At 71.6% G+C, this 21,081-nt stretch carries 20 protein-coding genes and 1 pseudogene; 3 read left to right on the top strand and 18 right to left on the bottom strand.

Features of this window, described 5'->3' with window-relative positions:
• Positions 1–2 precede the first annotated feature (2 nt).
• Positions 3–362 (bottom strand): NADH-quinone oxidoreductase subunit A, encoded by a 360-nt coding sequence (locus IEY91_RS29350; protein ID WP_003992243.1) that lies wholly within the window; start codon positions 360–362, stop codon positions 3–5.
• Between the two features lie 802 nt (positions 363–1,164).
• Here IEY91_RS29350 and IEY91_RS29345 point away from each other — a divergent pair.
• The gene (locus IEY91_RS29345; protein WP_229697297.1) at positions 1,165–2,004 is read left to right on the top strand and encodes a C40 family peptidase; all 840 of its coding nucleotides are present in this window, start codon (positions 1,165–1,167) and stop codon (positions 2,002–2,004) included.
• A 99-nt stretch (positions 2,005–2,103) separates the two neighbouring features.
• Here the strand turns inward: IEY91_RS29345 and IEY91_RS29340 are convergent, their stop codons facing one another.
• Positions 2,104–3,387, bottom strand: coding sequence for a geranylgeranyl reductase family protein (locus tag IEY91_RS29340; protein WP_164321910.1), 1,284 nt, complete (start codon positions 3,385–3,387; stop codon positions 2,104–2,106).
• A 133-nt stretch (positions 3,388–3,520) separates the two neighbouring features.
• Here IEY91_RS29340 and IEY91_RS29335 point away from each other — a divergent pair, with 133 nt between their 5' ends.
• Together IEY91_RS29335 and IEY91_RS29330 are read left to right on the top strand one after the other, a co-directional pair.
• Positions 3,521–4,054, top strand: a complete 534-nt coding sequence (locus IEY91_RS29335) for a GNAT family N-acetyltransferase (protein WP_189176392.1) — start codon at positions 3,521–3,523, stop codon at positions 4,052–4,054.
• Positions 4,055–4,259: 205 nt separating this feature from the next.
• Positions 4,260–4,550 (top strand): PASTA domain-containing protein, encoded by a 291-nt coding sequence (locus tag IEY91_RS29330; protein WP_229697308.1) that lies wholly within the window; start codon positions 4,260–4,262, stop codon positions 4,548–4,550.
• Positions 4,551–4,716: 166 nt separating this feature from the next.
• Here IEY91_RS29330 and IEY91_RS29325 read toward each other — a convergent pair whose 3' ends face one another.
• The 16 genes and pseudogenes from IEY91_RS29325 to IEY91_RS29255 form a co-directional block, all read right to left on the bottom strand.
• Positions 4,717–7,356 carry a serine/threonine kinase C-terminal domain-containing protein gene (locus tag IEY91_RS29325; protein ID WP_189176304.1) on the bottom strand — a complete coding sequence of 880 codons (2,640 nt, stop codon included), beginning with the start codon at positions 7,354–7,356 and terminating at the stop codon, positions 4,717–4,719.
• An 81-nt stretch (positions 7,357–7,437) separates the two neighbouring features.
• Positions 7,438–7,506 (bottom strand): annotated as a pseudogene (locus tag IEY91_RS42015) (zinc-ribbon domain-containing protein); the annotation flags it as partial.
• A 146-nt stretch (positions 7,507–7,652) separates the two neighbouring features.
• Positions 7,653–8,348 carry a demethylmenaquinone methyltransferase gene (locus tag IEY91_RS29320; RefSeq protein ID WP_164321912.1) on the bottom strand — a complete coding sequence of 232 codons (696 nt, stop codon included), beginning with the start codon at positions 8,346–8,348 and terminating at the stop codon, positions 7,653–7,655.
• 177 nt (positions 8,349–8,525) lie between these two features.
• Positions 8,526–9,068, bottom strand: coding sequence for a hypothetical protein (locus IEY91_RS29315; RefSeq protein WP_189176303.1), 543 nt, complete (start codon positions 9,066–9,068; stop codon positions 8,526–8,528).
• 15 nt (positions 9,069–9,083) lie between these two features.
• Positions 9,084–10,283, bottom strand: a complete 1,200-nt coding sequence (mqnC, locus tag IEY91_RS29310; RefSeq protein WP_189176302.1) for a cyclic dehypoxanthinyl futalosine synthase — start codon at positions 10,281–10,283, stop codon at positions 9,084–9,086.
• A gap of 67 nt (positions 10,284–10,350) precedes the next feature.
• Entirely contained in the window at positions 10,351–11,079 is a 729-nt protein-coding gene (locus tag IEY91_RS29305; protein ID WP_189176301.1) for a prepilin peptidase, read from the bottom strand.
• A 59-nt stretch (positions 11,080–11,138) separates the two neighbouring features.
• Positions 11,139–14,162 carry a BTAD domain-containing putative transcriptional regulator gene (locus tag IEY91_RS29300; RefSeq protein WP_189176300.1) on the bottom strand — a complete coding sequence of 1,008 codons (3,024 nt, stop codon included), beginning with the start codon at positions 14,160–14,162 and terminating at the stop codon, positions 11,139–11,141.
• A 126-nt stretch (positions 14,163–14,288) separates the two neighbouring features.
• On the bottom strand, positions 14,289–14,702 hold the full coding sequence (locus IEY91_RS29295) for a TadE/TadG family type IV pilus assembly protein (RefSeq protein WP_189176391.1): 414 nt from the start codon (positions 14,700–14,702) through the stop codon (positions 14,289–14,291).
• A gap of 89 nt (positions 14,703–14,791) precedes the next feature.
• The gene (locus tag IEY91_RS29290; RefSeq protein ID WP_229697307.1) at positions 14,792–15,244 is read right to left on the bottom strand and encodes a TadE/TadG family type IV pilus assembly protein; all 453 of its coding nucleotides are present in this window, start codon (positions 15,242–15,244) and stop codon (positions 14,792–14,794) included.
• 17 nt (positions 15,245–15,261) lie between these two features.
• A complete protein-coding gene (locus IEY91_RS29285) occupies positions 15,262–15,696 on the bottom strand; it encodes a TadE/TadG family type IV pilus assembly protein (protein WP_189176299.1) in 435 nt (144 codons plus the stop codon).
• 19 nt (positions 15,697–15,715) lie between these two features.
• On the bottom strand, positions 15,716–15,967 hold the full coding sequence (locus IEY91_RS29280; RefSeq protein ID WP_030363318.1) for a hypothetical protein: 252 nt from the start codon (positions 15,965–15,967) through the stop codon (positions 15,716–15,718).
• Positions 15,968–16,058: 91 nt separating this feature from the next.
• Positions 16,059–16,988: a type II secretion system F family protein gene (locus IEY91_RS29275; protein ID WP_164321924.1), complete on the bottom strand. Its 930-nt coding sequence runs from the start codon at positions 16,986–16,988 to the stop codon at positions 16,059–16,061.
• A complete protein-coding gene (locus IEY91_RS29270; protein WP_164321926.1) occupies positions 16,985–17,974 on the bottom strand; it encodes a type II secretion system F family protein in 990 nt (329 codons plus the stop codon). Before IEY91_RS29270 ends, IEY91_RS29275 begins: the two co-directional genes overlap by 4 nt.
• A 7-nt stretch (positions 17,975–17,981) precedes the next feature.
• Positions 17,982–19,289, bottom strand: a complete 1,308-nt coding sequence (locus IEY91_RS29265) for a TadA family conjugal transfer-associated ATPase (protein ID WP_164321928.1) — start codon at positions 19,287–19,289, stop codon at positions 17,982–17,984.
• Positions 19,286–20,137, bottom strand: a complete 852-nt coding sequence (locus IEY91_RS29260; RefSeq protein ID WP_164321930.1) for a hypothetical protein — start codon at positions 20,135–20,137, stop codon at positions 19,286–19,288. The genes IEY91_RS29265 and IEY91_RS29260 overlap by 4 nt, the downstream gene beginning before the upstream one ends.
• A gap of 18 nt (positions 20,138–20,155) precedes the next feature.
• The gene (locus IEY91_RS29255) at positions 20,156–20,887 is read right to left on the bottom strand and encodes a hypothetical protein (RefSeq protein WP_189176298.1); all 732 of its coding nucleotides are present in this window, start codon (positions 20,885–20,887) and stop codon (positions 20,156–20,158) included.
• Positions 20,888–21,081: the final 194 nt, after the last annotated feature.

Below are 21,081 nucleotides of genomic sequence, written 5' to 3'. Positions count from 1 at the left end.
CCTCAGTCCCATTCCAGGCCGCCGCGCCGCCATACGTACGCGTAGGCGACGAAGACGGTGAGCACGAAGAGCAGCATCTCCACGAGCCCGAAAATCCCCAGGGCGTCGAAGGTGACGGCCCAGGGATAGAGAAAGACGATCTCGATGTCGAAGACGATGAAGAGCATCGCCGTCAGGTAGTACTTGATGGGGAAGCGCCCGCCGCCGGCCGGCGTGGGGGTCGGCTCGATCCCGCACTCGTAGGCCTCGAGCTTCGCGCGGTTGTACCGCTTTGGACCGATAAGCGTGGCCATGACCACGGAGAAGATCGCAAAGCCTGCCCCGAGGGCTCCCAGTACGAGGATGGGCGCATACGCGTTCACCGCTCCTCGCTCCTCTCAGTCGGCACTGACTGCTGGCGGTTGCATCGGATTTGCGAAGCCCGCCCACACGCGAAGATCGCTTACATGTGAAGCAGGTCACAAGCCCAACTGCCCCGCATCTTATGCCTGCCGGTCTGTGATCTGCGACACGGGGTACGACAACGGCTTTGTGATCTCCACCACCTGACGAAGGATCATGAAGTCGGATGAGCGGTGATCTTCGTACGCGAAGCGCCTGAGTGATCACCAGAGGTGACATCTCGGCGCGTCAGGCCTGGTCGGGGCGGGGTTGCACTATCAAGAGATGGCCGCTACAGGCAAATTGGTGCTGGACGCGGCCGCTTGATAGAGGAGCGCGTTCACACTTTGGCGGCAGAGATGTGGACGGGTGTGGACGTGTGCACCGATTCACGAGTCGGTCACCAAGATTCACGAGTCGGCCACCGGGAGAGGCGGACGCACTCGACGGGAGAGGCAGGCGTCGCGACCGCCGGAATATCTCGGCCCGGTCTCGGTGAGATCTCAGGGAGGTGCAACAGGGCTCCCGAGGTGACCTGTGCCACACCCGAACTGGGGGGCGAACAACAGGGCTTGGCCAACCGGCTCACCTGGTGGTAGTCCGGGGGCAATTCGGACGTAACACAGATAACCCATGATCACAGGCGTGATCACGACTGTCCGCATTGCCCGTTACGGCGTCAATAAGAAGCGACACGCCCGAGATTCAGTCGCGCGCCGGGCAACTGTGGCGCAGCACACGTTTCTTGAAGGGAACCGTGTGTCCCTGATAGCGGTTGTTCTCATGTCCCACACCGCTCACATACCCAGCCACCGGAAGCCCCGCCGCAGCGCGTCGAAGATGGCTCTGCGCGCCGGAGTTGCCGGTGGCGTCCTCAGCACCCTGGCAGTGGCCGCCGCCGCTGGTACGGCGAACGCCGCCGAGCCGGTGACTGAGACCATCGAACTGCCCACCCTGACGGCCGATCTGTCCGCGCAGATCGCCCAGTCGGCGGACGCCACCGCGCAGACCGCCGACAGCTACGAGGCCCGCGCCCAGCAGGACGCGGCCGCCGTGAAGGCCGCCAAGCAGGCCGCCGAGGACCAGGCCGAGGCCAAGAAGAAGGCGGAGGCCAAGAAGAAGGCCGAAGCCGAGGCCAAGCGCAAGGCCGAGCGGGAGCGCGCCGCGCGTGACGCCGAGCGCACCCAGCTCAACACGGCCTCCACGCCCTCCGGCGGCGGCTCCTCCTCCGCCGACACCCCGTCCTCCAATGTCTCCGCGCCCTCCAGCGGCAGCGTCTCGACGGTCATCAGCTTCCTGAAGGCGCAGCTCGGCGACGCCTACGTCATGGGCGCCTCGGGCCCCAACGCGTGGGACTGCTCCAGCCTCGTCCAGGCCGCCTTCAAGCAGGTCGGCGTCGACCTGCCGCGCGTCTCGCAGGCGCAGTCGACGGCCGGCACCCCCGTCTCGCTCTCCAACCTCCAGGTGGGCGACATCCTTTACTGGGGCGGCGCGGGCTCCGCGTACCACGTCGGTGTCTACATCGGTAACGGCCAGTACCTGGACGCCGCGAACCCCGGCAAGGGCGTCGTGATCCAGGACCTCTCCGGTTACCCGGCCTCGGGCGCCGTGCGCGTCCTCTGACGGCTTCCCGTACGTCCACGACGTACGCGAGAAGGGCCGGAACCCCCAGCGGGGTTCCGGCCCTTCCTCGTGCGCCCAGAGGCCGTCTCAGGGACCGTCTCAGGCCTTCGGGGCCACCTTGCTCAGGCCGTTGATGATCCGGTCCGCCGCGTCGCCGCCCGTCGGGTCCGTCAGGTTCGCCAGCATCTTCAACGTGAACTTCATCAGGACCGGGTGCGTGAGGCCGCGCTGGGTGGCGATCTTCATGACCTTCGGGTTGCCGATGAGCTTCACGAAGGCGCGGCCGAGCGTGTAGTAGCCGCCGTAGACCTCCTTGAGGGTCTTCGGGTAGTTCTGCAGGGCCAGTTCGCGCTGGGCGGGCGTGGCGCGGGCGTGGGCCTGCACGATGACCTCGGCGGCGATCTGCCCCGACTCCATGGCGTACGCGATGCCCTCGCCGTTGAACGGGTTGACGAGGCCGCCCGCGTCGCCGACGAGCAGCAGGCCGCGGGTGTAGTGCGGCTGGCGGTTGAAGGCCATCGGCAGGGCGGCGCCGCGGATGGGCATCGTCATGTTCTCGGGCGTGTAGCCCCAGTCCGCCGGCATCGAGGCGCACCAGGCCTTGAGGATCTCGCGCCAGTCGAGCTCCTTGAAGGCGGCGGAGGTGTTCAGGACACCGAGGCCGACATTCGACGTGCCGTCGCCCATGCCGAAGATCCAGCCGTAGCCGGGAAGCAGCCGGTCCTGCGCACCGCGCCGGTCCCACAGCTCCAGCCAGGACTCCAGGTAGTCGTCGTCGTGGCGCGGCGACGTGAAGTACGTACGCACCGCGACGCCCATCGGGCGGTCCTCGCGGCGGTGCAGGCCCATCGCGAGCGACAGGCGCGTGGAGTTGCCGTCCGCGGCCACGACCAGCGGCGCGTGGAAGGTGACCGGCGTCTTCTCCTCGCCCATCTTGGCGTGCACGCCGGTGATGCGGCCGGTGCGGTCGTCGATGATCGGGGCGCCCACGTTGCAGCGCTCGTGAAGGCGGGCGCCCGCCTTCTGCGCCTGCCGGGCGAGCTGCTCGTCGAAGTCGTCGCGCTTGCGTACGAGTCCGTAGTCCGGGAAAGAGGCGAGTTCCGGCCAATCCAGTTGCAGCCGTACGCCGCCTCCGATGATGCGGAGGCCCTTGTTCCGCAGCCAGCCCGCCTCTTCGGAGATGTCGATCCCCATCGACACGAGCTGCTTGGTGGCGCGCGGGGTGAGGCCGTCGCCGCAGACCTTCTCCCGTGGGAACGCGGTCTTTTCGAGGAGGAGTACGTCGAGTCCGGACTTCGCCAGGTGGTACGCCGTGGCCGAACCGGCTGGCCCGGCCCCGACGACGATGACGTCAGCGGTGTGTTCGGAGAGGGGCTCGGTCACGGCGGGTTCTCCCCAAGGCTCGAAATCATTGTGCCGACGGGCACGGGATATGGGCAGTCTATGAGGCGGTACCGATCAACCAGGCGAAGGGCCACTTGTGAGCGATGTGAGCGACGTGAGCGAAGCGGGCCCCATGGCCGACGCGAGCCCCAGGAACGACGCGGGCGCCTCGGGCCCCGCAGTGCGGCTGCGCGTCCCGACCGACGAGGACGCCTTCGTCTGGCACCGGCTGTTCGACGACCCGGAGGTCATGGAGTTCGTCGGCGGCTGGAGCGGCGAGCGGTCGACGTACGAGGAGCTGACCGCGCGACAGCGCAGACACGACGCCGAACTCGGCTTCTGCATGTGGACCTTGCTCGACCCCGAGGGCGAGCCCATCGGCTTCGCCGGAGCCATGCCGTGGCCCCGGGAGTGGGGGCCGACGGGTGAGATCGAGATCGGCTGGCGGCTGGCGCGGTCGGCGTGGGGCCACGGGTACGCGACCGCGGCCGCGCGGGCGACGCTGGAGCGGGTGCGGGAGGCGGGCGTGCGGTCGGTGGTCGCGATGATCGACATACGCAACGAGCGGTCGATGGCGGTCGCGCGGCGGCTCGGGATGGAGCGCGCGGAGATGTTCACTTCGCCCAGCACGGGTGTGACGGCGTACTGCTACCGGCTCACGCTGTAGCGGCTCCCCGGCCGGGCGCGGGGTCGCTGTCCGGCCGGGGTTGTCCCCGGCGGGGGCTGTGGTCGGCCAGGGCCGCGGTCGGCCGGGGTTGTGGTCCGCCGTGGCGAAGCTACCCTGCCCTTACCGCTGGGGGGTGACGCCTGTGCCGAAGACACCCGGGCCTGCCGGGCCGCCGGAAGTGCGCGTACCGCGCTTGGTCGGACTGATGGCGATGGACGCGCGCGAGACGGCCGCCAAGCACGGGGTGCGGCTCAGCGCGCCCGACCGGCCCGACTTCCACGACCTGGTGCTCGACTACGTCGTACGCCAATACCCCCCGCCCGACGCCGAGATCCCGCGCGGCGCCGTCGTGACCGTGTGGTTCGACGTGGGGCCGCAGGAGGGCGGGGGCGGCGCGGGCGTGCGCGAGCCGCGGCGCCCGGGGCCGCCCGACGGCGGGCTCCAGCGGGAGCTGGACGAGCCGGGGCAGCCGGAGGTGGGGGTCGCGAGCGGCTGAGGCGCAGGCGGGCCGCGGAGCGGTTCCCCGGGCCGCCGCGGCCGGACGCGTGTCGCGGAGCCGCAGCGGACGTGACGGAGGCGGCGCGCGCCTGGGGCGTGCGCCGCCTCGAACTACCGCCCGCCGGAGGGCAGTCCGGAGTGCTCGGACTGCCCGAGTTGTCCGGCTATCCGGTGAGGTGCCAGGTGTCCAGCGCCGTCTGGTGCGTCTTCGCGCCGTGCCCGGCCGGCCAGAAGTCCTCGCGCCAGGAGAGCTGGAGCGCGTACTCCGTGCCGTTGTCCGCGATGTAGCTGTGGTCGATCGCGTGGATGGTGCGGTCCCCGCGGTCCTTGTACGTGTACTCCCAGACCGCGGCCGGGCGCCCCTGGAAGGTGGTGTCCTCCAGGCGGACGCGCCGGTAGTCCGACTTGTCCGGGTCCTTCTTGGCGTGCACCTCCATGTTCTTGAGGTTTCCGTACGAGGTGTAGTCGGCGTTGTCGATGACGCCGATCTGGAAGTTCTCCGGGCCGGTGAGGCCCGCGTACGTGATCTGCGTCGGGTTGTCGCCGCGCTCGCGGCTCCAGCCGTCGGGGACCGCGAAGGAGAAGCCCATCGTGTCGGTCACGCGCTGCGAACCGGCGGGCACGGGGGCGTCGTCGGCGCTGTCGGTGGCCGAGCCGTCCGTGCCCCCGGTCGTGCCCGCGTCCGTACCGCCGCCCGTGACACCGGCGTCCGTGGACGGATCGGTCGGCGTGGGCTGTGCGGCGCCGTCCGTCGGGGTGTCCGACGGGGGCTGGGACGGCTCCTCGGTGCGGCTGACGGCCGGCTTGTCGTCCTTGCCCTTGGCGTCCGACTTGTCGTCGCCGTTGTCCTGCCAGACCAGGATGCCTGCCGCGGCGCCGCCGCCGATGACGAAGGCTCCGGTGAGCGTGGCCACCCAGACGCCCGCGCGACCGCGCGGCCTGCGGAATGCGGGCCTCGGGGCCTGCGGAGCCTGCGGGTGGCCGAGTTGGAAGGTGTGGGGGACGTCGTACGCGGTGGGGGTGGGGCCTTGGGGCGGCGGGGTGCCGTGGGGCGGGGTGCCCGGGGCGGGGGCCGGGGCGCCAGGGGCCGGGCCGCCCTGGAGGGGCATGCCGTACTGGGTCGGCGCGTTGTGCGCGTCACCCAGGCCGGGGCCCGCGCCGGGACCCGCGCCGGGCGGGGGCGGTCCGGGCGGCATCGGCGGCCCGCCCACCCCTCCCCCGGCCATCATCGCCAACAGCGGCCCCACCACCACCGCGCCCGCCACCCACAGCAGCCCGAACAGCAGCACGTCCGGCATGCTCACGCCGCCTTCGAGGGTGGCCTTGGCCGAGTCGCCGCCGTAGCCCACCTCGCGCGCCGAGGTCTCGAAGCCGAAGCCGCCGATCGCCGCGAGCAGCAGGAAAAGACCGAAGAACAGCCCGGCGGCCAGGATCTGCTCGCCCCGGCCCGCGCACCGGCGCGCCGCGAGGACGCCGATCGTCAGCGCGCACACCAGGCCGAGCGCCAACGCGCCCACGACAGCACCGGAGTTGAAGAGGTCACCGAGTTCGGAGAGCCCGAACGAGTGGCTCTCCTGATTGTCGCCGTACGTCGTACGCCGTCCCGTCGCCTCCGCCTCGAGCGGCGCGCCCCAGCCGACGCCCAGGGCCGCGAGGCCCAGGTTCGGCAGGAGGAGCAGCGCGACGACGTACGGCGAGATGCCGGAGTCCTCCGTGTCGGACGCGTCGGACAGGTCGTCGATCTGGGTGAGGGCGAAGTAGCCGACCGCCGAGGCGAGCACGAGGACGATCGCGAGGGCGCGCAGGGCCACACTCGCGGCGCGCACGAACGCCTGCGCGCCGGGGCGTGCGGCAAGCCAGTACGCGAGGTCGTCGCCGTGCAACACGGCGACGGACACGAGAAGCGCGAGCCCAAGCGCGCCGAGCATGGCGAGGAACGGCGCGGAGGAGAACTCGACGCCCTCGATCTCGGGCTGCGCGAACAGCGCGAGCACCAGCACGCCGACGGCCGTCAACACACCGACGCGCAGGGCCGCTTCGAGCCCCGCCGTCGTACCCACGTGGCTCGTGCCGTACGCGGCGGCGCGGGCGCGCTGCCGGTTCCTGAGGATGCGTACGCCGATGATCAGCGCCACGACGAACAGCGCCGTCACCGTGAGCGGGACCAGGTGAATCGACACGGTGCCGTCGATCGCGGCGTCCGACGAGCTCGAGGAGTCCAGCGGAGAGGAGTCGCCGAAGCTCCGTTCCTCGCGGCCGGTGAGCGTGACGTCGCCGCCGACCGCCTGGAGCGCTGTCGCGAGCGCGATCCGCAGCCGGTCGCCGAACCCGACGATGTCCTCGCCGCCTCCGCCGTCCTGACCGTACGAGGGGATGGCGAAGCCCACGGCTGTGATGAGCAGCAACGCGAGCGGCCACAGGGCTGCTTGGGCGGACCCGGCCCAGTCACCGCGGAGGGCACGGCCGAGGTAGGCGCCTACGGGTGAGGGGGCGGGGGTGAAGCCCGGAGGTGGGGGTGATGCGAGTGGGGGTGCGGCGGGAGCGAGCGCCGGAGCGGGGGCGGACGCCGGGGGCGCGGGGGCGGCGACCGGAGCGGCGGCGGGGGGCGGCGGGGTGGCCGGTGACGCTGGAGGTGGGGGAACTACCAGGGTGGCGGGGTGCGTTGAGGGGGTGAGGGCCTTGTCGGCGGGCTCCTCGGGGGCGGCCTCGGGCTCCTTGGGATCCTCGGCGGCCGCGGAGGCCGCAGGGGCCGCGGGAGCCGCGGGGGACTTTGACGCGTCCGAGGACGGCGAAGGCTTGGACATTTCAAGGGACTTGGAGGCCCCGCCGGACTCCGGCGGTACCGCGTCCTCCGGCACCGCCGCCGGAACGGGATCGCGTTCGCGCCCGCATCTCATGCAGAATCGGGCCTCGTCGGGAGCTGGAGCCCCGCAGTCGGGGCAGTTCGACGCCATCGGGACGCTCCGTTATGGGGAGATGTATCAGGGGACGTGATCAGCGTGTGCCGACCGTCACGCCCCGACCACGGCAAGTGGCCGGGACATATCAACTGACACATCTTCTCCGGCAAACGGTTCCCGTCAACTCCCTGGCGAAGAGGCTAGTTCGCCTTGAACCCCCGGTGCAGCGCGACCACTCCGCCGGTCAGGTTCCGGTAGGCCACCTTCGACCAGCCCGCACCCTGCAGCCGCGCGGCGAGCTCCGGCTGGTTCGGCCACGAACGGATGGACTCCGCGAGGTAGACGTACGCGTCCGGGTTGGAGCAGACCGTCCGCGCGACGGGCGGCAGCGCGCGCATCAAGTACTCGATGTAGACGGTGCGGAACGGCCCCCACGTCGGCTCCGAGAACTCGCAGATCACCACGCGTCCGCCGGGCCGCGTCACCCGGTACATCTCGCGCAGCGCCGCGTCCGTGTCCTGCACGTTGCGCAGGCCGAAGGAGATCGTGACCGCGTCGAACGTGTCGTCCTTGAACGGCAGCCTCATCGCGTCGCCCGCCGTGAACGGCATCCAGGGGTGGCGCTGCTTGCCCACGCTCAGCATCCCGAGCGAGAAGTCGCACGGCACGACGTACGCGCCCGCCTGCGCGAAGGGCTGCGACGACGTGGCCGTGCCCGCGGCCAGGTCCAGGACCTTCTGCGCCGGCCTCGCGTCTACCGCCTGCGCGACCGCCTTGCGCCAGAGCCTGGCCTGGCCGAGCGAGATCACGTCGTTGGTCAGGTCGTACCGTTCCGCGACGTCGTCGAACATGGAGGCGACTTCGTGCGGCTGCTTGTCCAGGGAGGCTCGGGTCACCCGGCCTATTGTGTCAGGCCGGTCTTCTTCCTTGGCCGGGGCCTTCGCCTGCGGCGGGCTCTTCGCGGGAGCGTCTGCCTTGTGATGTTTGCTGGCGGGCGCGGGTTGTTCTTGGTTGCTCGCGCAGTTCCCCGCGCCCCTTAAGGGGCGCCTGCCTCGGGGAGCGTATTGGTGCCGTCAGCGGCGGCGGAACAGCAGGCGGCCGGCGATCGCCGTTGCCAGGCAAGTGCCGTCCGGGGTCAGCACGGCGAAGTCCGCTCCTCCCCCGGGCACGGGCGGGGCGACCGGGCAGTCCCTCAGCCCCGAGCGCGCGACGGCGGTGCGGACCGCAGGGTGGGTGAACGGGCCCGCCAAGGCGGTGGTGCCCGCTGCCAGCAGGCGTTGGACGCCCCGCCTCGCGCTCGCGCCCCAGCGGGTGTCCGGCATGTCCAGGGCCGCGAGGGCGGGGCCGGTCAGGGGCTCGGTGCCGAGGGCCTCGGACTCCCGGGGGTCCGGCCAGTACGTGGACTCCAGGAGGGCCACCGCGTTCGGCTCGTAGCGGCCGGGGGTCAGGGTTCCGTCTGCCCAGTCGCGGACCCGGGCCCGGTCTCCGTATGTCGCCAGCAGGTCCTCGTACGGAGCGATCGCCGCGAAGCGGGCGCCGTCGACCACGACCGCGTGGCCCAGGGCGATCGTGCCGTCGGCGGCCGTGACGCCGCGTACGCGGTGGAGTGTCAGCAAAGCGGCGGGGGCCGGCTAGTTCGCGGAGAGGAGCTTGAGCTCCGGGTGGGCCGTGCCGCCCTCGATCGCGGTGGAGGAGATGTGCGAGGCGACGCGCTCGTCGACCGGGTCGTTCGCCGGGTCGTCGTGCACGGCGAGGTGCTCGTACGTCGTGGCGCGCTGGGCCGGGACCCGGTCCGCCGTACGGATCATGTCGATCATCTCGGCCAGGTTGGAGCGGTGCTTGGCGCCGGCCGAGGAGACCACGTTCTCCTCCAGCATCACCGAGCCGAGGTCGTCCGCGCCGTAGTGCAGGGTGAGCTGGCCGGCCTCCTTGCCGGTGGTCAGCCAGGAACCCTGGATGTGCGCGACGTTGTCGAGGAAGATCCGGGCGATCGCGATCATGCGCAGGTACTCGAAGACCGAGGCCTGCGTGCGGCCCTTGAGGTGGTTGTTCTCGGGCTGGTACGTGTACGGGATGAAGGCGCGGAAACCGCCCGTCCGGTCCTGTACGTCGCGGATCATGCGCAGGTGCTCGATGCGCTCGGCGTTCGTCTCGCCGGTGCCCATGAGCATCGTGGACGTCGACTCCACGCCCAGGTTGTGCGCCGTCTCCATGATCTCCAGCCAGCGCTCGCCGGACTCCTTGAGCGGGGCGATGGCCTTGCGGGGGCGCTCGGGCAGCAGCTCCGCGCCCGCGCCCGCGAAGGAGTCGAGCCCGGCGGTGTTGATCCGCTGGATCGCCTCCTCGACGGAGACCTTGGAGATGCGGGCCATGTGCTCGACCTCGGACGCGCCGAGGGAGTGGATGACCAGCTGCGGGAAGTCCTTCTTGATGGCGCTGAAGTGCTTCTCGTAGTACTCCACGCCGAAGTCCGGGTGGTGCCCGCCCTGGAACATGATCTGCGTGCCGCCGAGCTCGACCGTCTCCGCGCAGCGGCGCAGGATGTCGTCGAGGTCGCGCGTCCAGCCCTTCTTGGTGTCCTTCGGGGCGGCGTAGAAGGCACAGAACTTGCACGCCGTCACACAGACGTTCGTGTAGTTGATGTTCCGCTCGATGATGTACGTCGCGATGTGCTCGACCCCCGCGTACCGGCGGCGGCGGACGGCGTCGGCGGCGGCGCCGAGGGCGTGCAGCGGGGCGTCGCGGTACAGGTCGAGCGCCTCTTCGGCGCTGATCCGCCCGCCGTCGGCGGCTCGGTCGAGGACGGACTGGAGGTCGGCCTTCTCGGTCACCGGGGCGCCTTTCGTAAGGTCCAGACAGCGGAGCGCGGAACCTCTTCAGCCTACGCCAGGCCTTCACTCACGCCGCGTACGCCCCCAGCAGGACCCCGGCGAACGCCCCGGCGAGCAGGAACGGGCCGAACGCGATCGCCGTCCTGCGGCCCGCCTTGCGGACCACGACGAGCCAGCCCCCGTACACCGCCGCGAACAAGAAGCCCGCGAACGTGCCGAGCAGCAGGAAGCCCCAGCCGTACCAGCCGAGTGCCGCGCCGAGCGCCAGCGCGAGCTTGACGTCGCCGAACGCCATGCCGTTGGGGTTGATCAGGAACAGCACGAAGTACCCGCCGCTCAGGATCAGGGCGCCGAGCAGCGCCGTCGTCCAGGAGCCGCCCTGCTCCGGAAGCACCGCGGCCACCCCGAGCAGCGCGACGGCGACGGCCGCCATCGGCAGCGTAAGCACGTCCGGCAGCCGCATCACGGCGAAGTCGACGACCGCGAGGACGACGGCGGGCGGGGTCAGGAGCAGCCACACCGCGAGTTCCGGCCGGGGGCCCGTGGCGGCCGCGAGCCAGGCGCAGGCCGCGGCCGTGACCAGCGCGAGCGTCACGGCCCGTGGCCCGTACCGGCTGCCGTCCGGGCACTCGTTGTGGCCGCCGAGCCAGCCCTTGACCTCGTGCTCGCCGTCCGGGCAGCGGGTGTGCCAGGGCTCTCCGGCCGGGGCGGAGAAGCGGTACGCGGCGCGGGGCAGCAGCAGGCCCGCGGCGGCGCCCAGGAGGGCGGCCCCGAGGGTGATCAGGGTCTGCTGCACGGTGTGCTCCGGTTCGGGTTCGTACGTTCAGACGGGCAGGGTCGGGCGCGGGGGCGGTGTCATCCGGCCGACGACGCGGCCCCCGCCCGCCACGCGGGCAGCAGCTCGTCGAGCAGGGCCTCCGTGCGCGGCGGCAGCCCGCGGGCGCCGCTGCGGGCGACCAGGTCCGCGGCGAGTGTCCGCAAGCGCGCGGGGTCCCCCACGGCGTGCGTCGCCCGCAGCAGCTCGTTCCAGAGCCGCTCGTCGCCCGGCGCGGATCCGAGCGCCGCGTTCAGCGCCTCCATCGCCTTCTCGGCCCGGTCCTTCTCCAGGTGGAACTCGGACAGCGCGAGCCCGATGTCCGCGACGAGGAGCGGGAGTTGGGCGTCGACGATCTCGTGCGTGAGCCAGCCGTACCGCCCCTGCGGCCGGTCCGCGAGCAGCGGACCCCGCACGAGCACCAGCGCGTCCGTGAGCATCCGCCCGCGCACGGCACGGTTGCCGGATCCGCGGCCCTGCGTCGCCTCGTGGTACAGCGACCGCAGCACGTCCAGGTCGGACACCACGGACTTGGCGAGCTTGAGGCGGCCGGTCCCGTCGGCCCGCAGCCGGGGCGAGCCGTCGGGCTCGCTGCCGAGCCAGTCCCGCAGCCGGTCGAGGAGGGCGTCGCGCACGTCGTCGGTGACCCCGCGCGGCCACAGCGCGGAGGCGAGCACCCGCGGGTGCACCCCTTCGCGGTGGAGCAGCAGCAGCGCGAGCGCCTCGTGCAGGAGCGGGCTGCGCTCGCCGTCCGGGGTCTCCAGGCCGATGATCTCGTAGGAGCCGACAAGGCGTGCGTACACCGCGGGCCGTCCCTGCTCGGTGACGTCCACCAGGAACGGCGGCGCGGACGCGGGCCCGCCGTCCGAGCCGTCGCCGCCTCCCCCGGGCCGCGGGTCGGCGTCGACGAACAGCTCGACCACCGCGCGCCGCAGCGCGTCCGGCAGCCGCTGCGCCTGAAGTTCGAGGCCGAGCAGCGGGGCGAGCAGCTTGCCCTCGCCGGTGATCTGCATCTCCCAGGCGGCACCGGGCAGGTCGCCGGACTCGGAACCGACCAGGTAGCCGATGCCGAGGCGGCTCGCGTCGGCGGCCAGCTCGGCGAGCTTGACGGCGTCGGCAGCGCTCGGCTGGGCCGCGAGCAGCACCAGGTGCGGGGCCCAGCGGGTGTGCTGGGCCGGTCCTGTGCGGCCGGTGAGCACCGAGTCGTGTCCTGCCGCGCCGAGCGCGCCACGGCGCTGCCGGGTCTCTGCCTCCATCGTCTCGATGAGCGCGTCGACGTCCTCGAGGTGGCGCAGCCGGTTCGGCGCGAGCGGCGTGAGGTCGTCGCCGAAGCCGACGAGGGTGATCGTCATGCGGTCCGACCAGCCGTTGGTGGCCAGTTCGGCGGCGACGGACGCGAACACGGCCGCCCGGTCGGCCTCGGTGCCGGCGAGCGACACGATGCCGGGCACGGCCTCCAGGTTGAGCAGCAGCCGCGAGTCGTCCATGGTGCCGAGGCAGACCAGGCCGGGGTAGGGCGCGGCGGTGTCCACGTCCTCGTACCGCCCGGCGTCCGTGCGGGCGAGCATCCAGAAGGTCTCGTCCTGGCCCAACTGCCAGGGCGCGGGCGGGCGTCCGGACGGCTGGGCGAGCTGGAGGTGCAGGTCGCCGTTGCTGAGCCAGGCCGCGTACACCGTCGGCAGCGGGCGGGACTCCTCCGTGAGCGCGGCGGCGAGGCCGCGCAGGGAGCGGTCCAGGAGGCGGACGCCCTCGGGGTCGGCGCCCACGAGCAGGGCGTCCTGGGCGTCGGCCGCGGAGCCGGTCGGCGTCGGCGGCTCCATGCCGCGACGCAGGCCGACGGCGCCCATCGCCGACTGCCACAGCGCGTGCCGTCGGCGCCTGCCGAGGGCGCCGAGAAGTCCGGCGGCGAGCAGCGGCGCCCCGATGAGCGCCTCGGGCAGCCCGAAGCCGGAGTCGTCGGACTCGGCCGCGGCGGGCGTACCGCTCTCCCGGCCGGTCTCCTTGCCGTCGCCCTGGCCGCCCTGTCGGTCCTGCCCGTCACCCCGCGCCCCGCCGTCGGGCCGCTGCTCGGGAATCGTGATGTGCGTCGTGTCCCGGTCGACGGAACCGCCGCCGCCCTGGCGGTCGTTGCCGCTCTCCTGGGCGCCGCCGCCCTGGCGCTGGTCCCCCGTCTTGGCGTAGTCGGAGATCTGCTCGCGCACTTCCTCCGACACCTTGGGGGCCTCGTCGGGCATCTCCACCAGTTCGCCGCCGTGGGCGTCGGCGGGCATCTCCATGATCCAGCCGGGCCGGATCAGGCTGGCCTCGGACAGGCGCGAACCGTCGGGCTGCTCACGGTCCTTGTTGAGCTGGTAGATCTCCTTGTACCGCCGCCCGTCGCCGAGGTGGCGCTCCGCTATCTCCCACAGGGAGTCGTGGTGGCGGCCCTCCGGGGGCTGGATGCGGTAGAACTTCGTGTCCCCGTCCTGCCCCGTGCCCGCCTTGGCCCCGGCCTGGCCCGCCTGCTCGGCGAGGGCGGCCGCGGCACTCGCCGCCGCGGACTGCTGGTCCTGGCCGAACACGCCGGGTGTCTGCTGCGCGCTGGCCGCGGCCGGCTTCTGGTTGCCCTCCAGGGACTGCCCGAACTGCGAGAGCCCCGGCGCGAAGCTGGCCGCCGTGGCACCCACGAGCAGCAGCGCCGCGACGAGCTGGCGCGCGAGCACCTGGCTCGGTCCGGCCCCCGGCACCCGCCCCGGCATGCCGACGCCGGACAGCGCCGCCTTCACCTCGACGAGCACGCACGCGGTGAACTGCGCCCAGGCCAGCCAGACCACGACGGTCAGCACGTTGATGAACGTGCCGACGGTGATCTCCTGCTGCAGCCAGTCCATCGACGGCGCCCCGCCGGGCAGCGGCCACCCCACGAAGTACGCGAGGGCACCGGGCACGCCGAAGACCAGCGCGGCGAGGGCCACGAAGGCGATGAACGCCTTGACGAAGTCCCCTGCCGAGCGCCGACGCCCCGGCAGGGGCTGAGGCGTCCGGTTCCGCGGACCCGTCGAGCTTGGGGTGGTACGTCGCGCCATGGCGGGTGTCCTGGTCCTGATCCTTGTGTGTGGGATGCGTATCTGCGTACTCGGGCGATGTTACGGAAGGTGCCAACGCCCGCGCAGAGGCTGTGGATAACTCCGTGTGGACAACTCGGTGACCGCCTACCCGACCCGGTTCTCCGCCGCGGCCCGCCCCCGCACCGTCACGTCCCCGCCGAAGAACATCCCGGTGAACACCGGGCTGTACGTCATCTGGACCTCGACCTCGACCTGTTCGGCGGTGGCGGTGACGCAGTGGGTGGCGGACACGTCCGGGCCGTTCAGGCCCATTTCGCGGGCGAACTTCTTGACCCGGGCGCCGCAGTTCTCGTAGTTGATGGGGGCGCCGTCCGCGCCTTCGTACAGGCCCTCGGTGTCGAGGTCCTGCGCGGCGTAGCGGGCGGCCTGTTCGGCGATGTCGGCGGCGCGTTCGCGCTTGGAGATGGACAGGCCGCCGTCGATCACGAACGCGGTCAGGGTGAGGAAGACGAGCGCGAAGACGATGACGGCGCCCGCGCCCGAGCCCCGGTCGTCCAGTCGCGCCCGGCGTGCGCCGACCCACCCTCGTACGCCCGGAAAGTCCCGTACGACACGAAATCCGCGAACAACCCCCACCGCTCCCGCTCTCACGCCGACCTCCGGTAAGGATCCAGCGGGGAGCTGAAGCTGGCCTCCAGCGTCGTCGGGATGTCGAGGCCGAGCATCGCGAGGCCCCGCACCTCGCAGCTCACCTCGACCGTGAAGAGCGTGTCCGGCTCGAAGCCCGCGCTCTTCTGTACGACGGTGACCGGTCCCGAGCAGACGTCCTCCAGGTCGGCCTTGGCGGCCTTGCGGGCCTCGGCCATCGCCGTGCCCTGGTCCTTCTGGATCGAGCCCGCGCGGGCGGCGTCGCGGGCCGCGCCGTCGATGGCACCGCGGCCGTCGACGAGCTGCCCGAAGGCCACCAGGACCAGGATGAAGAGGATCATCACCGGTGCCAGGATGACGACTTCGACGGTGGAGAGCCCCCGATCGTCAGCCGCGACGCGACTGCGGCGGCGTCTCGCGACCCCGGCCGCCAAGCGTCGTACCCCCCGCATCCCCCGTACCCCCCGCATCAGCCGTCCTCCTCCACGAACCGCTCCACCGGCCCCGACGACTGTGCGTGCACCGTCAGGTCGAGCCCGGGAAAGACCGAGGGCACCTCGGCCGTGATCTCCACGCCGACCGTGTTCTGCTGCGGCTGGATGGTCTTGACGTCCGGGCCGAGCACCAGCTTCGGGCCGAGCTGGCGGATGTAGGCGTCGACGACGTCGGTCGCCTCGCCCCGCCAGCCGCCCGGGTTGTCGTCGGCCGTGGCACGGGCCTTGCGCGCGCCGGCCTGGGCCGCCGCCTGGGCGACGTGGTCCGCGAAGAAGTACAGGGCGAACTGCACCGTCGCGAAGATCAGGAAGAAGAGGACCGGTGTGAGCAGCACGAACTCGATCGCGGTCATGCCGGATTCGCCGCGGGCGGAGGCGGCCTCCACCCTTCGGCGTACGAATCCCGGCATCCGGTCACGATTCATCGGTTCAGCAGGTCTTGCTGGCGTCGGCGCCCTCGATGCAGTCGCTGACCTTGTCGGCGCCGCCCTTGAGCGCGTTGTTGATGATCGCGGCGACCACGCCGACGATCGCCACGACGACCGCCGAGATGATCACCCACTCGACGGCGGACGCGCCGCGGTCGAGCTCGCCGGAGCGGGCGCGCTGCACACGCCCCTGGAGGAAGGTGACGAGGAAGTCGACCGCCGGGATGCCGGTGCTGAAGTTCCGTCCGTTCATGGTGAGTTGTCCTCTCGAAACAGAGTTTTGTGGGGGGATGTACGGGTCTGTGGATCGCGTTCGACGTGTCCCCGTCGGAGGGTTCAGGGGTTCAGGCCTGGAACACGCGCATCGCCGCCGGAAAGATGAGGAACACCAGGAATCCCGCACACAGCAACAGCTGTGCCACAAGCATCGACTGTGACTTCTCGCCCGCGCTGCCCTCGATCTCGGCGAGCTCGCGGTGGCGCATCGTCTCCGCGCGGGAGGCGAGCGACTCGCGCACCTTCGCGCCGTCGTCCGCGACCAGGGCCAGGGACGCGGAGAGGTCCTTGAGCTCTTCGACGCCCAGTTCCTCGCCGAGCGAGCCGAGCGCCTGCCACTGGCTGATGCCGGTGATCCGGGCGTCGGCCAGGGCGTTGCGGATACGTTGCGTCGCCCAGCCGTCGGACACCTCGGCCGCCGCCATCAGCGCCTCGGGCAGGCCGCGGCCGCCCGCGAGGCTCATGGAGACCAGGTCGAGGTAGGCGCCGATGACGCGCCGCAGGTCGCGCCGCTTGTCCTGCGCGTCCCGCCGCACCTCGAGGTCCGGCAGGAAGAAGAAGAGCACGCCGAACATCAGGGCCAGCCACACCGGGATGATGGGGCTGCGGCCGAAGTTGAGGGTGTAGATGACCACGAAGAGGAACGGGCCGAAGAAGACACCGGTGGCCGCGAGCAGCACCTTCGTCGCCAGGAACTTCTCCCAACTCCGGTCGAGCACGGCCAGGTCGGCCCGCAGCGACCGCATCTCCCAGCCCTGCTGGACGTAGAACTCGGCGACGCGCACGCCCACGCGGCTGCGTACGGTGCCGAGCCGCCCCTTGTCCTCGGCGTCCGCCGTGCGGTGCGAGGACTCGTACGCCGCGCCGCGGGCCCGCATCGCGTCGATGCGCGCGACCGTGGCGACCGCGCTGCGCTTGGCCGGCATCAGCGCGCGGACCAGGGCGAAGATGCCGAGGCCCAGGGTGGCGCCGATGACGATCGGCATGGTCAGGTTCATCGACGTACCCCCTCAGAGGTGTTCGTGTGCGGCGGCAGCACTTGCTGGCCCGCGCCCGGTTCGGCGCCCGGCACCCGGGGACGTACGAACTGGACCCCCGGCTCGTCCCGGACGAGGAAACGGTCCGGCGTCTCGACCGTCGACAGCTTGCGCAGCCACCAGAAGCCGAGCGCGAACAGACCGCACACACAGGCCAGGACGAGCTGCCCGACGGGAGTGCCGTACGGCGACACGAACTCGCGGTTGAAGATCGAGAGTCCGAGTACGAAGGCGATGGAGACCGCGACCACGATCTGCACCGAACGCCGGGTCGAGGCCCGCTGCGCCATCACGCGCTGCCGCATGTCGACCTCCTCGCGCGCCGACTTGGCGAGCGCGCCGAGGACCTGGCGCAGGCCGGGACCGCGCAGCTTGGAGTTGAGGATCAGCGCCGCGACGATGATGTCGGCCGAGGCGTCGTCGATCTCGTCGGCGAGGATCTGCAGGGCCTCGGGCAGCGGGGTGCGGGCCCGCAACCGGTCGACGAGGGCGTCGAGATGGGGCCGCAGGACGGGCGCCGCGGCCCGCGCGGACGCCGGAATGGCCTGCTCCAGGCCGACTGCGCCCGCGATGGTGTCGCGCAGCGACTCGGTCCAGGCCGCGAGGGCCTCGACGCGCCGCATCTGCTGGCGCTCCTCGGCGGCACCGCCGAACAGCTTGTCCCAGAAGAAGACGAGGACGCCGGCCGCGATGCCGGCCACCGCCCAGCGCGAGAGCAGCAGGACGACCAGGCCGACGCCGGCGGCGAGCGAGCCGCGCTGCCCGGCGAACCGGACGAGTTCGCTCATCCGCTCGCTGGCGCGCTGCTTCTCGTGGGCCGGCTTGGCGGGCAGACCGCGCACCGCGACCGCGAGCAGCGCGAGGCCGCCGCCGACGGCGACGCCGCAGGCCAGCCCGTACAGCACGGGCAGCGAGAACAGACCCCCCATGGAGCCGAGTGAGTTCATGTCGTGCTCACCCCCATTGCCCGGCGGGCCGGTAGCCGAACGCGGCGAGGTCGTCCATGCAGGCGATCGGCGCGTGCGCGACGACGCGGCCGTCCGGCGCCTCCGCGAACACCTCGCTGGACAGCACCCTGCCGTCGACGCCGTTGACCTCGCGGACGGAGGTCACCATGCGCTGGAGCTTGCCGCCGGTCTGGTAGTTGTTGCGCCGCTGGATGAAGACGACGAAGTTCACGGCTCCGGCGACGAGCATCTGGCTTGCCTCGATGGGCAGCCGCTCGGAGGCCTGGAGCGCGTACGTCGAGATCCTGTTGAAGACCTCGCTGGAGCTGTTGGCGTGGATCGTGGAGAGCGAGCCGTCGTTGCCCTGCGACATGGCGTTGAGCATGGTCACGATCTCGTCGCCGAGTACCTCGCCGACGATGACGCGGGAGGGGTTCATGCGCAGCGAACGCCGTACCAGCTCGGCCATCGAGATGGTGCCCTGCCCCTCGGAGTTGGGCAGCCGCTCCTCGAAGGCCACGACGTTGGGATGCAGGTCGGCGAAGGTGTCGAGGCCGAGCTCCAGGGCGCGTTCGACGGTGATGAGGCGCTCGTGGGGCGGGATCTCGTTGGCGAGGGCGCGCAGGAGCGTGGTCTTTCCGGCGTTGGTGGCGCCCGCGATCATGATGTTCTTGCGGGCCCGTACGGCGCAGGCGAGGAAGTGCGCGACATCCGGGGCGATCGTGCCGTTCCCCACCAGGTCGGACATGAAGACCTTGCCCATGCGGGCGCGACGGATGGACAGGGCGGGCCGCCGGGTCACGTCCATCACGGCGGAGAGCCGGGAGCCGTCCGGGAGCCGCAGGTCGAGCTGGGGGTTGGCGGAGTCGAAGGGCCGCGACGACAGACCGGAGTAGGCGCCGAGGATCTGGATGAGCTCGATCAGCTCCTCGTCGGTCTCGGCGACCGGCTCGCCCCTGGCCTCCCGTCCGTCGGCGTAGCCCACGAAGACCTGGTCGTAGCCGTTGATGTCGATGTTCTCGACCTCGGGGTCGTCCAGGAGGGGCTGGAGGCGGCCGACGCCGAAGAGCGCGGCGTGCACGGCGGCCGCGTACTGCTCCTCGGTCTCGGCGTCCAGCGGGGTGCGCCCGGCGTTGATCTCGCCGCGGGCGTACTCCTCCAGGATCTGCGCGATGACGGCGCGGGCGTACTGCCGCTCGTCCTCGCTGGACATCGGCGTGACGCCGGAGACCTGGTCGAGGCGGCGCTGCTCGGCGATGCGGTCACCGGCGTCCTGCCGGAACCGCTTCACCAGCTGGTGGTCGACGGCACTCATCGCCCGGCACCCGCTGTCGGTCCTGCGGTCGGACCCGCGGTCGGATTCGCCCAGGCGGCGCCGTACTGCTGCGACAGGTCGACGGTGACTTTCCGGGCCGACCGAATGAGCATCGACTTGTCGAGCCGCCCGCGCTTGCGCCCTGCCAACTGGTCGGCGCCCGCCGGGTCGTCGGCGAGGGTGCCGATGACGCGGGCGCCGGTCTGGGCGGCCACGAGCATGTCGTTGACCTGGTGTATCAGCTTGCCGGAGTTGGCCGGGTCGGCGATGAGGACGACGCCGATGAGGGGCGTCGCGAGCGAGGCGACGCCGCGGGAGCCGCCGTGCAGCTTGGCGGCGAGGGCGGCGGCGCGGTCTCGCACGCGGGCGATGGCCTCCGGCTCCGTACGCGAGATGAGCAGGACAAGGGCAGCGTGCGGGAACAGCTCGATCGCCGGGCTGTCCCCCGCGATCCGGCCGCAGTCGGCTATGACGTCGGCGGGCGCGTGCGGGGAGTCGGCGAGCTGGGCGAAGGCACGCCCGAGCGTCGGCCAGATCCCGGCGAGCCCGGCGGCCTGCTCGGAGATGCCGAGGCCGACGAGCACTTCGAGCCCACCCGACAACGGCTGGGTGTGGTCCCAGAGTTGGTCGGGGACGAGGCCGCGGCGCGCGGTCGCGGCTATGGAGAGCATGCCGGTGTTCGGGTTCAGCGGTCCGCCGTGCGCGGCGGCGCTGCGGTAGACGAGGTCGCCGCCCGCGGGGTCGGTCTCCGCGACGAGCACGCGCCGCGGCCACACCGCCGCGAGCGCGACGGCCGCGGTGGTGACGCCGGGGGAACCTTTGTCGGCGGCGAGAGCGATGAGGGCCATGTGTGTGGTGTCCGCCCTCTAGTTGGCGGAGGTGGGGACGACCGCCACGGCGACTTCACCGAGCGACGCGGCACTGGTCACCGCGGCGACGTCGTCGTTGTCGACGAGCACGGTGATGCTCAGGTTGCCGGTGCTGATGGTGGCGTCTTCCTTGCTGTTGACGAGGCCGACGCGGGCGTCGGCGACCAGGGGCGTACGGCTGGCGGAGCTGCCGCCGCCCGTTCCCTTGTCGTTGTCGTTGGAGCTGGAGGAGCCGTTGGCGGCGACCCGGTAGAGGGCGACGGTGTCGCCCTGCTTCAGGGTGGAGGGGTACTGCCCCTCCTTCAGTGCGAGGCCCACGGAGGCCTTGCCGGTGGGCAGGCCGCCCTTGTCGTCGAACATCTCGCCGACCACGACGGTGCCCGGGTAGATGGTGGTCCGCGCCTTCAGCTTGGACAGCGCGGAGAGCTTCGACTTCTTGATGTAGTGCACGTCGGAGTCCGCAGCGACCATCACAGAGGTGGAGTTGCCCGTGTTGACCGATTCGCCCGGCGCGATCCGCTTCGTCACCTTGACGACCTCGACCCGGTCCCCCGCGCGCAGCACGAGCACCGTGGCGCCGAGCGCCCCGACCAGGATGAGCAGAACGGCCAGCGCCGCAAGCGCGGGTTTGCGCTCGCGAGGTGCTGTGGGAAGACGTTCACCGACCCCGGCCGGAGCCGGCACGCCGGAACGGTTGTTGCCCGCCCCCGTACGCTCTTGGATCTTCACGCAACCGCTCCCCGTACGACCAAGAAAAAACCGTCATTTGAGACACTTACGTCCGCCTCGGCCGGGGTTCCATTGGCCCGTCAGCCCCAGGCGCAGTGTCAAGCCATCGCACCGTATCAGCAGCACATAAGGCCCTCAAGGCGCGTTATGGAACGCGAAGCCCAGGCGGTTCATCGTTATTCACGCGCAATACG

The sequence above is a fragment of the Streptomyces lasiicapitis genome, assembly GCF_014646335.1.
Lineage (GTDB): Bacteria > Actinomycetota > Actinomycetes > Streptomycetales > Streptomycetaceae > Streptomyces > Streptomyces lasiicapitis.
This window is presented reverse-complemented; position numbering and strand designations above follow the sequence as displayed.

Coding starts and splice junctions, on each gene's coding strand:
- IEY91_RS29290 (WP_229697307.1), bottom strand. CDS start 15,244: ATGCGGGGGGTACGACGCTTGGCGGCCGGGGTCGCGAGACGCCGCCGC.
- IEY91_RS29285 (WP_189176299.1), bottom strand. CDS start 15,696: ATGCCGGGATTCGTACGCCGAAGGGTGGAGGCCGCCTCCGCCCGCGGC.
- IEY91_RS29260 (WP_164321930.1), bottom strand. CDS start 20,137: ATGGCCCTCATCGCTCTCGCCGCCGACAAAGGTTCCCCCGGCGTCACC.
- IEY91_RS29265 (WP_164321928.1), bottom strand. CDS start 19,289: ATGAGTGCCGTCGACCACCAGCTGGTGAAGCGGTTCCGGCAGGACGCC.
- IEY91_RS29270 (WP_164321926.1), bottom strand. CDS start 17,974: ATGAACTCACTCGGCTCCATGGGGGGTCTGTTCTCGCTGCCCGTGCTG.
- IEY91_RS29335 (WP_189176392.1), top strand. CDS start 3,521: ATGGCCGACGCGAGCCCCAGGAACGACGCGGGCGCCTCGGGCCCCGCA.
- IEY91_RS29345 (WP_229697297.1), top strand. CDS start 1,165: ATGTCCCACACCGCTCACATACCCAGCCACCGGAAGCCCCGCCGCAGC.
- IEY91_RS29280 (WP_030363318.1), bottom strand. CDS start 15,967: ATGAACGGACGGAACTTCAGCACCGGCATCCCGGCGGTCGACTTCCTC.
- IEY91_RS29300 (WP_189176300.1), bottom strand. CDS start 14,162: ATGGCGCGACGTACCACCCCAAGCTCGACGGGTCCGCGGAACCGGACG.
- IEY91_RS29325 (WP_189176304.1), bottom strand. CDS start 7,356: ATGTCCAAGCCTTCGCCGTCCTCGGACGCGTCAAAGTCCCCCGCGGCT.
- IEY91_RS29275 (WP_164321924.1), bottom strand. CDS start 16,988: ATGAACCTGACCATGCCGATCGTCATCGGCGCCACCCTGGGCCTCGGC.
- IEY91_RS29330 (WP_229697308.1), top strand. CDS start 4,260: ATGGCGATGGACGCGCGCGAGACGGCCGCCAAGCACGGGGTGCGGCTC.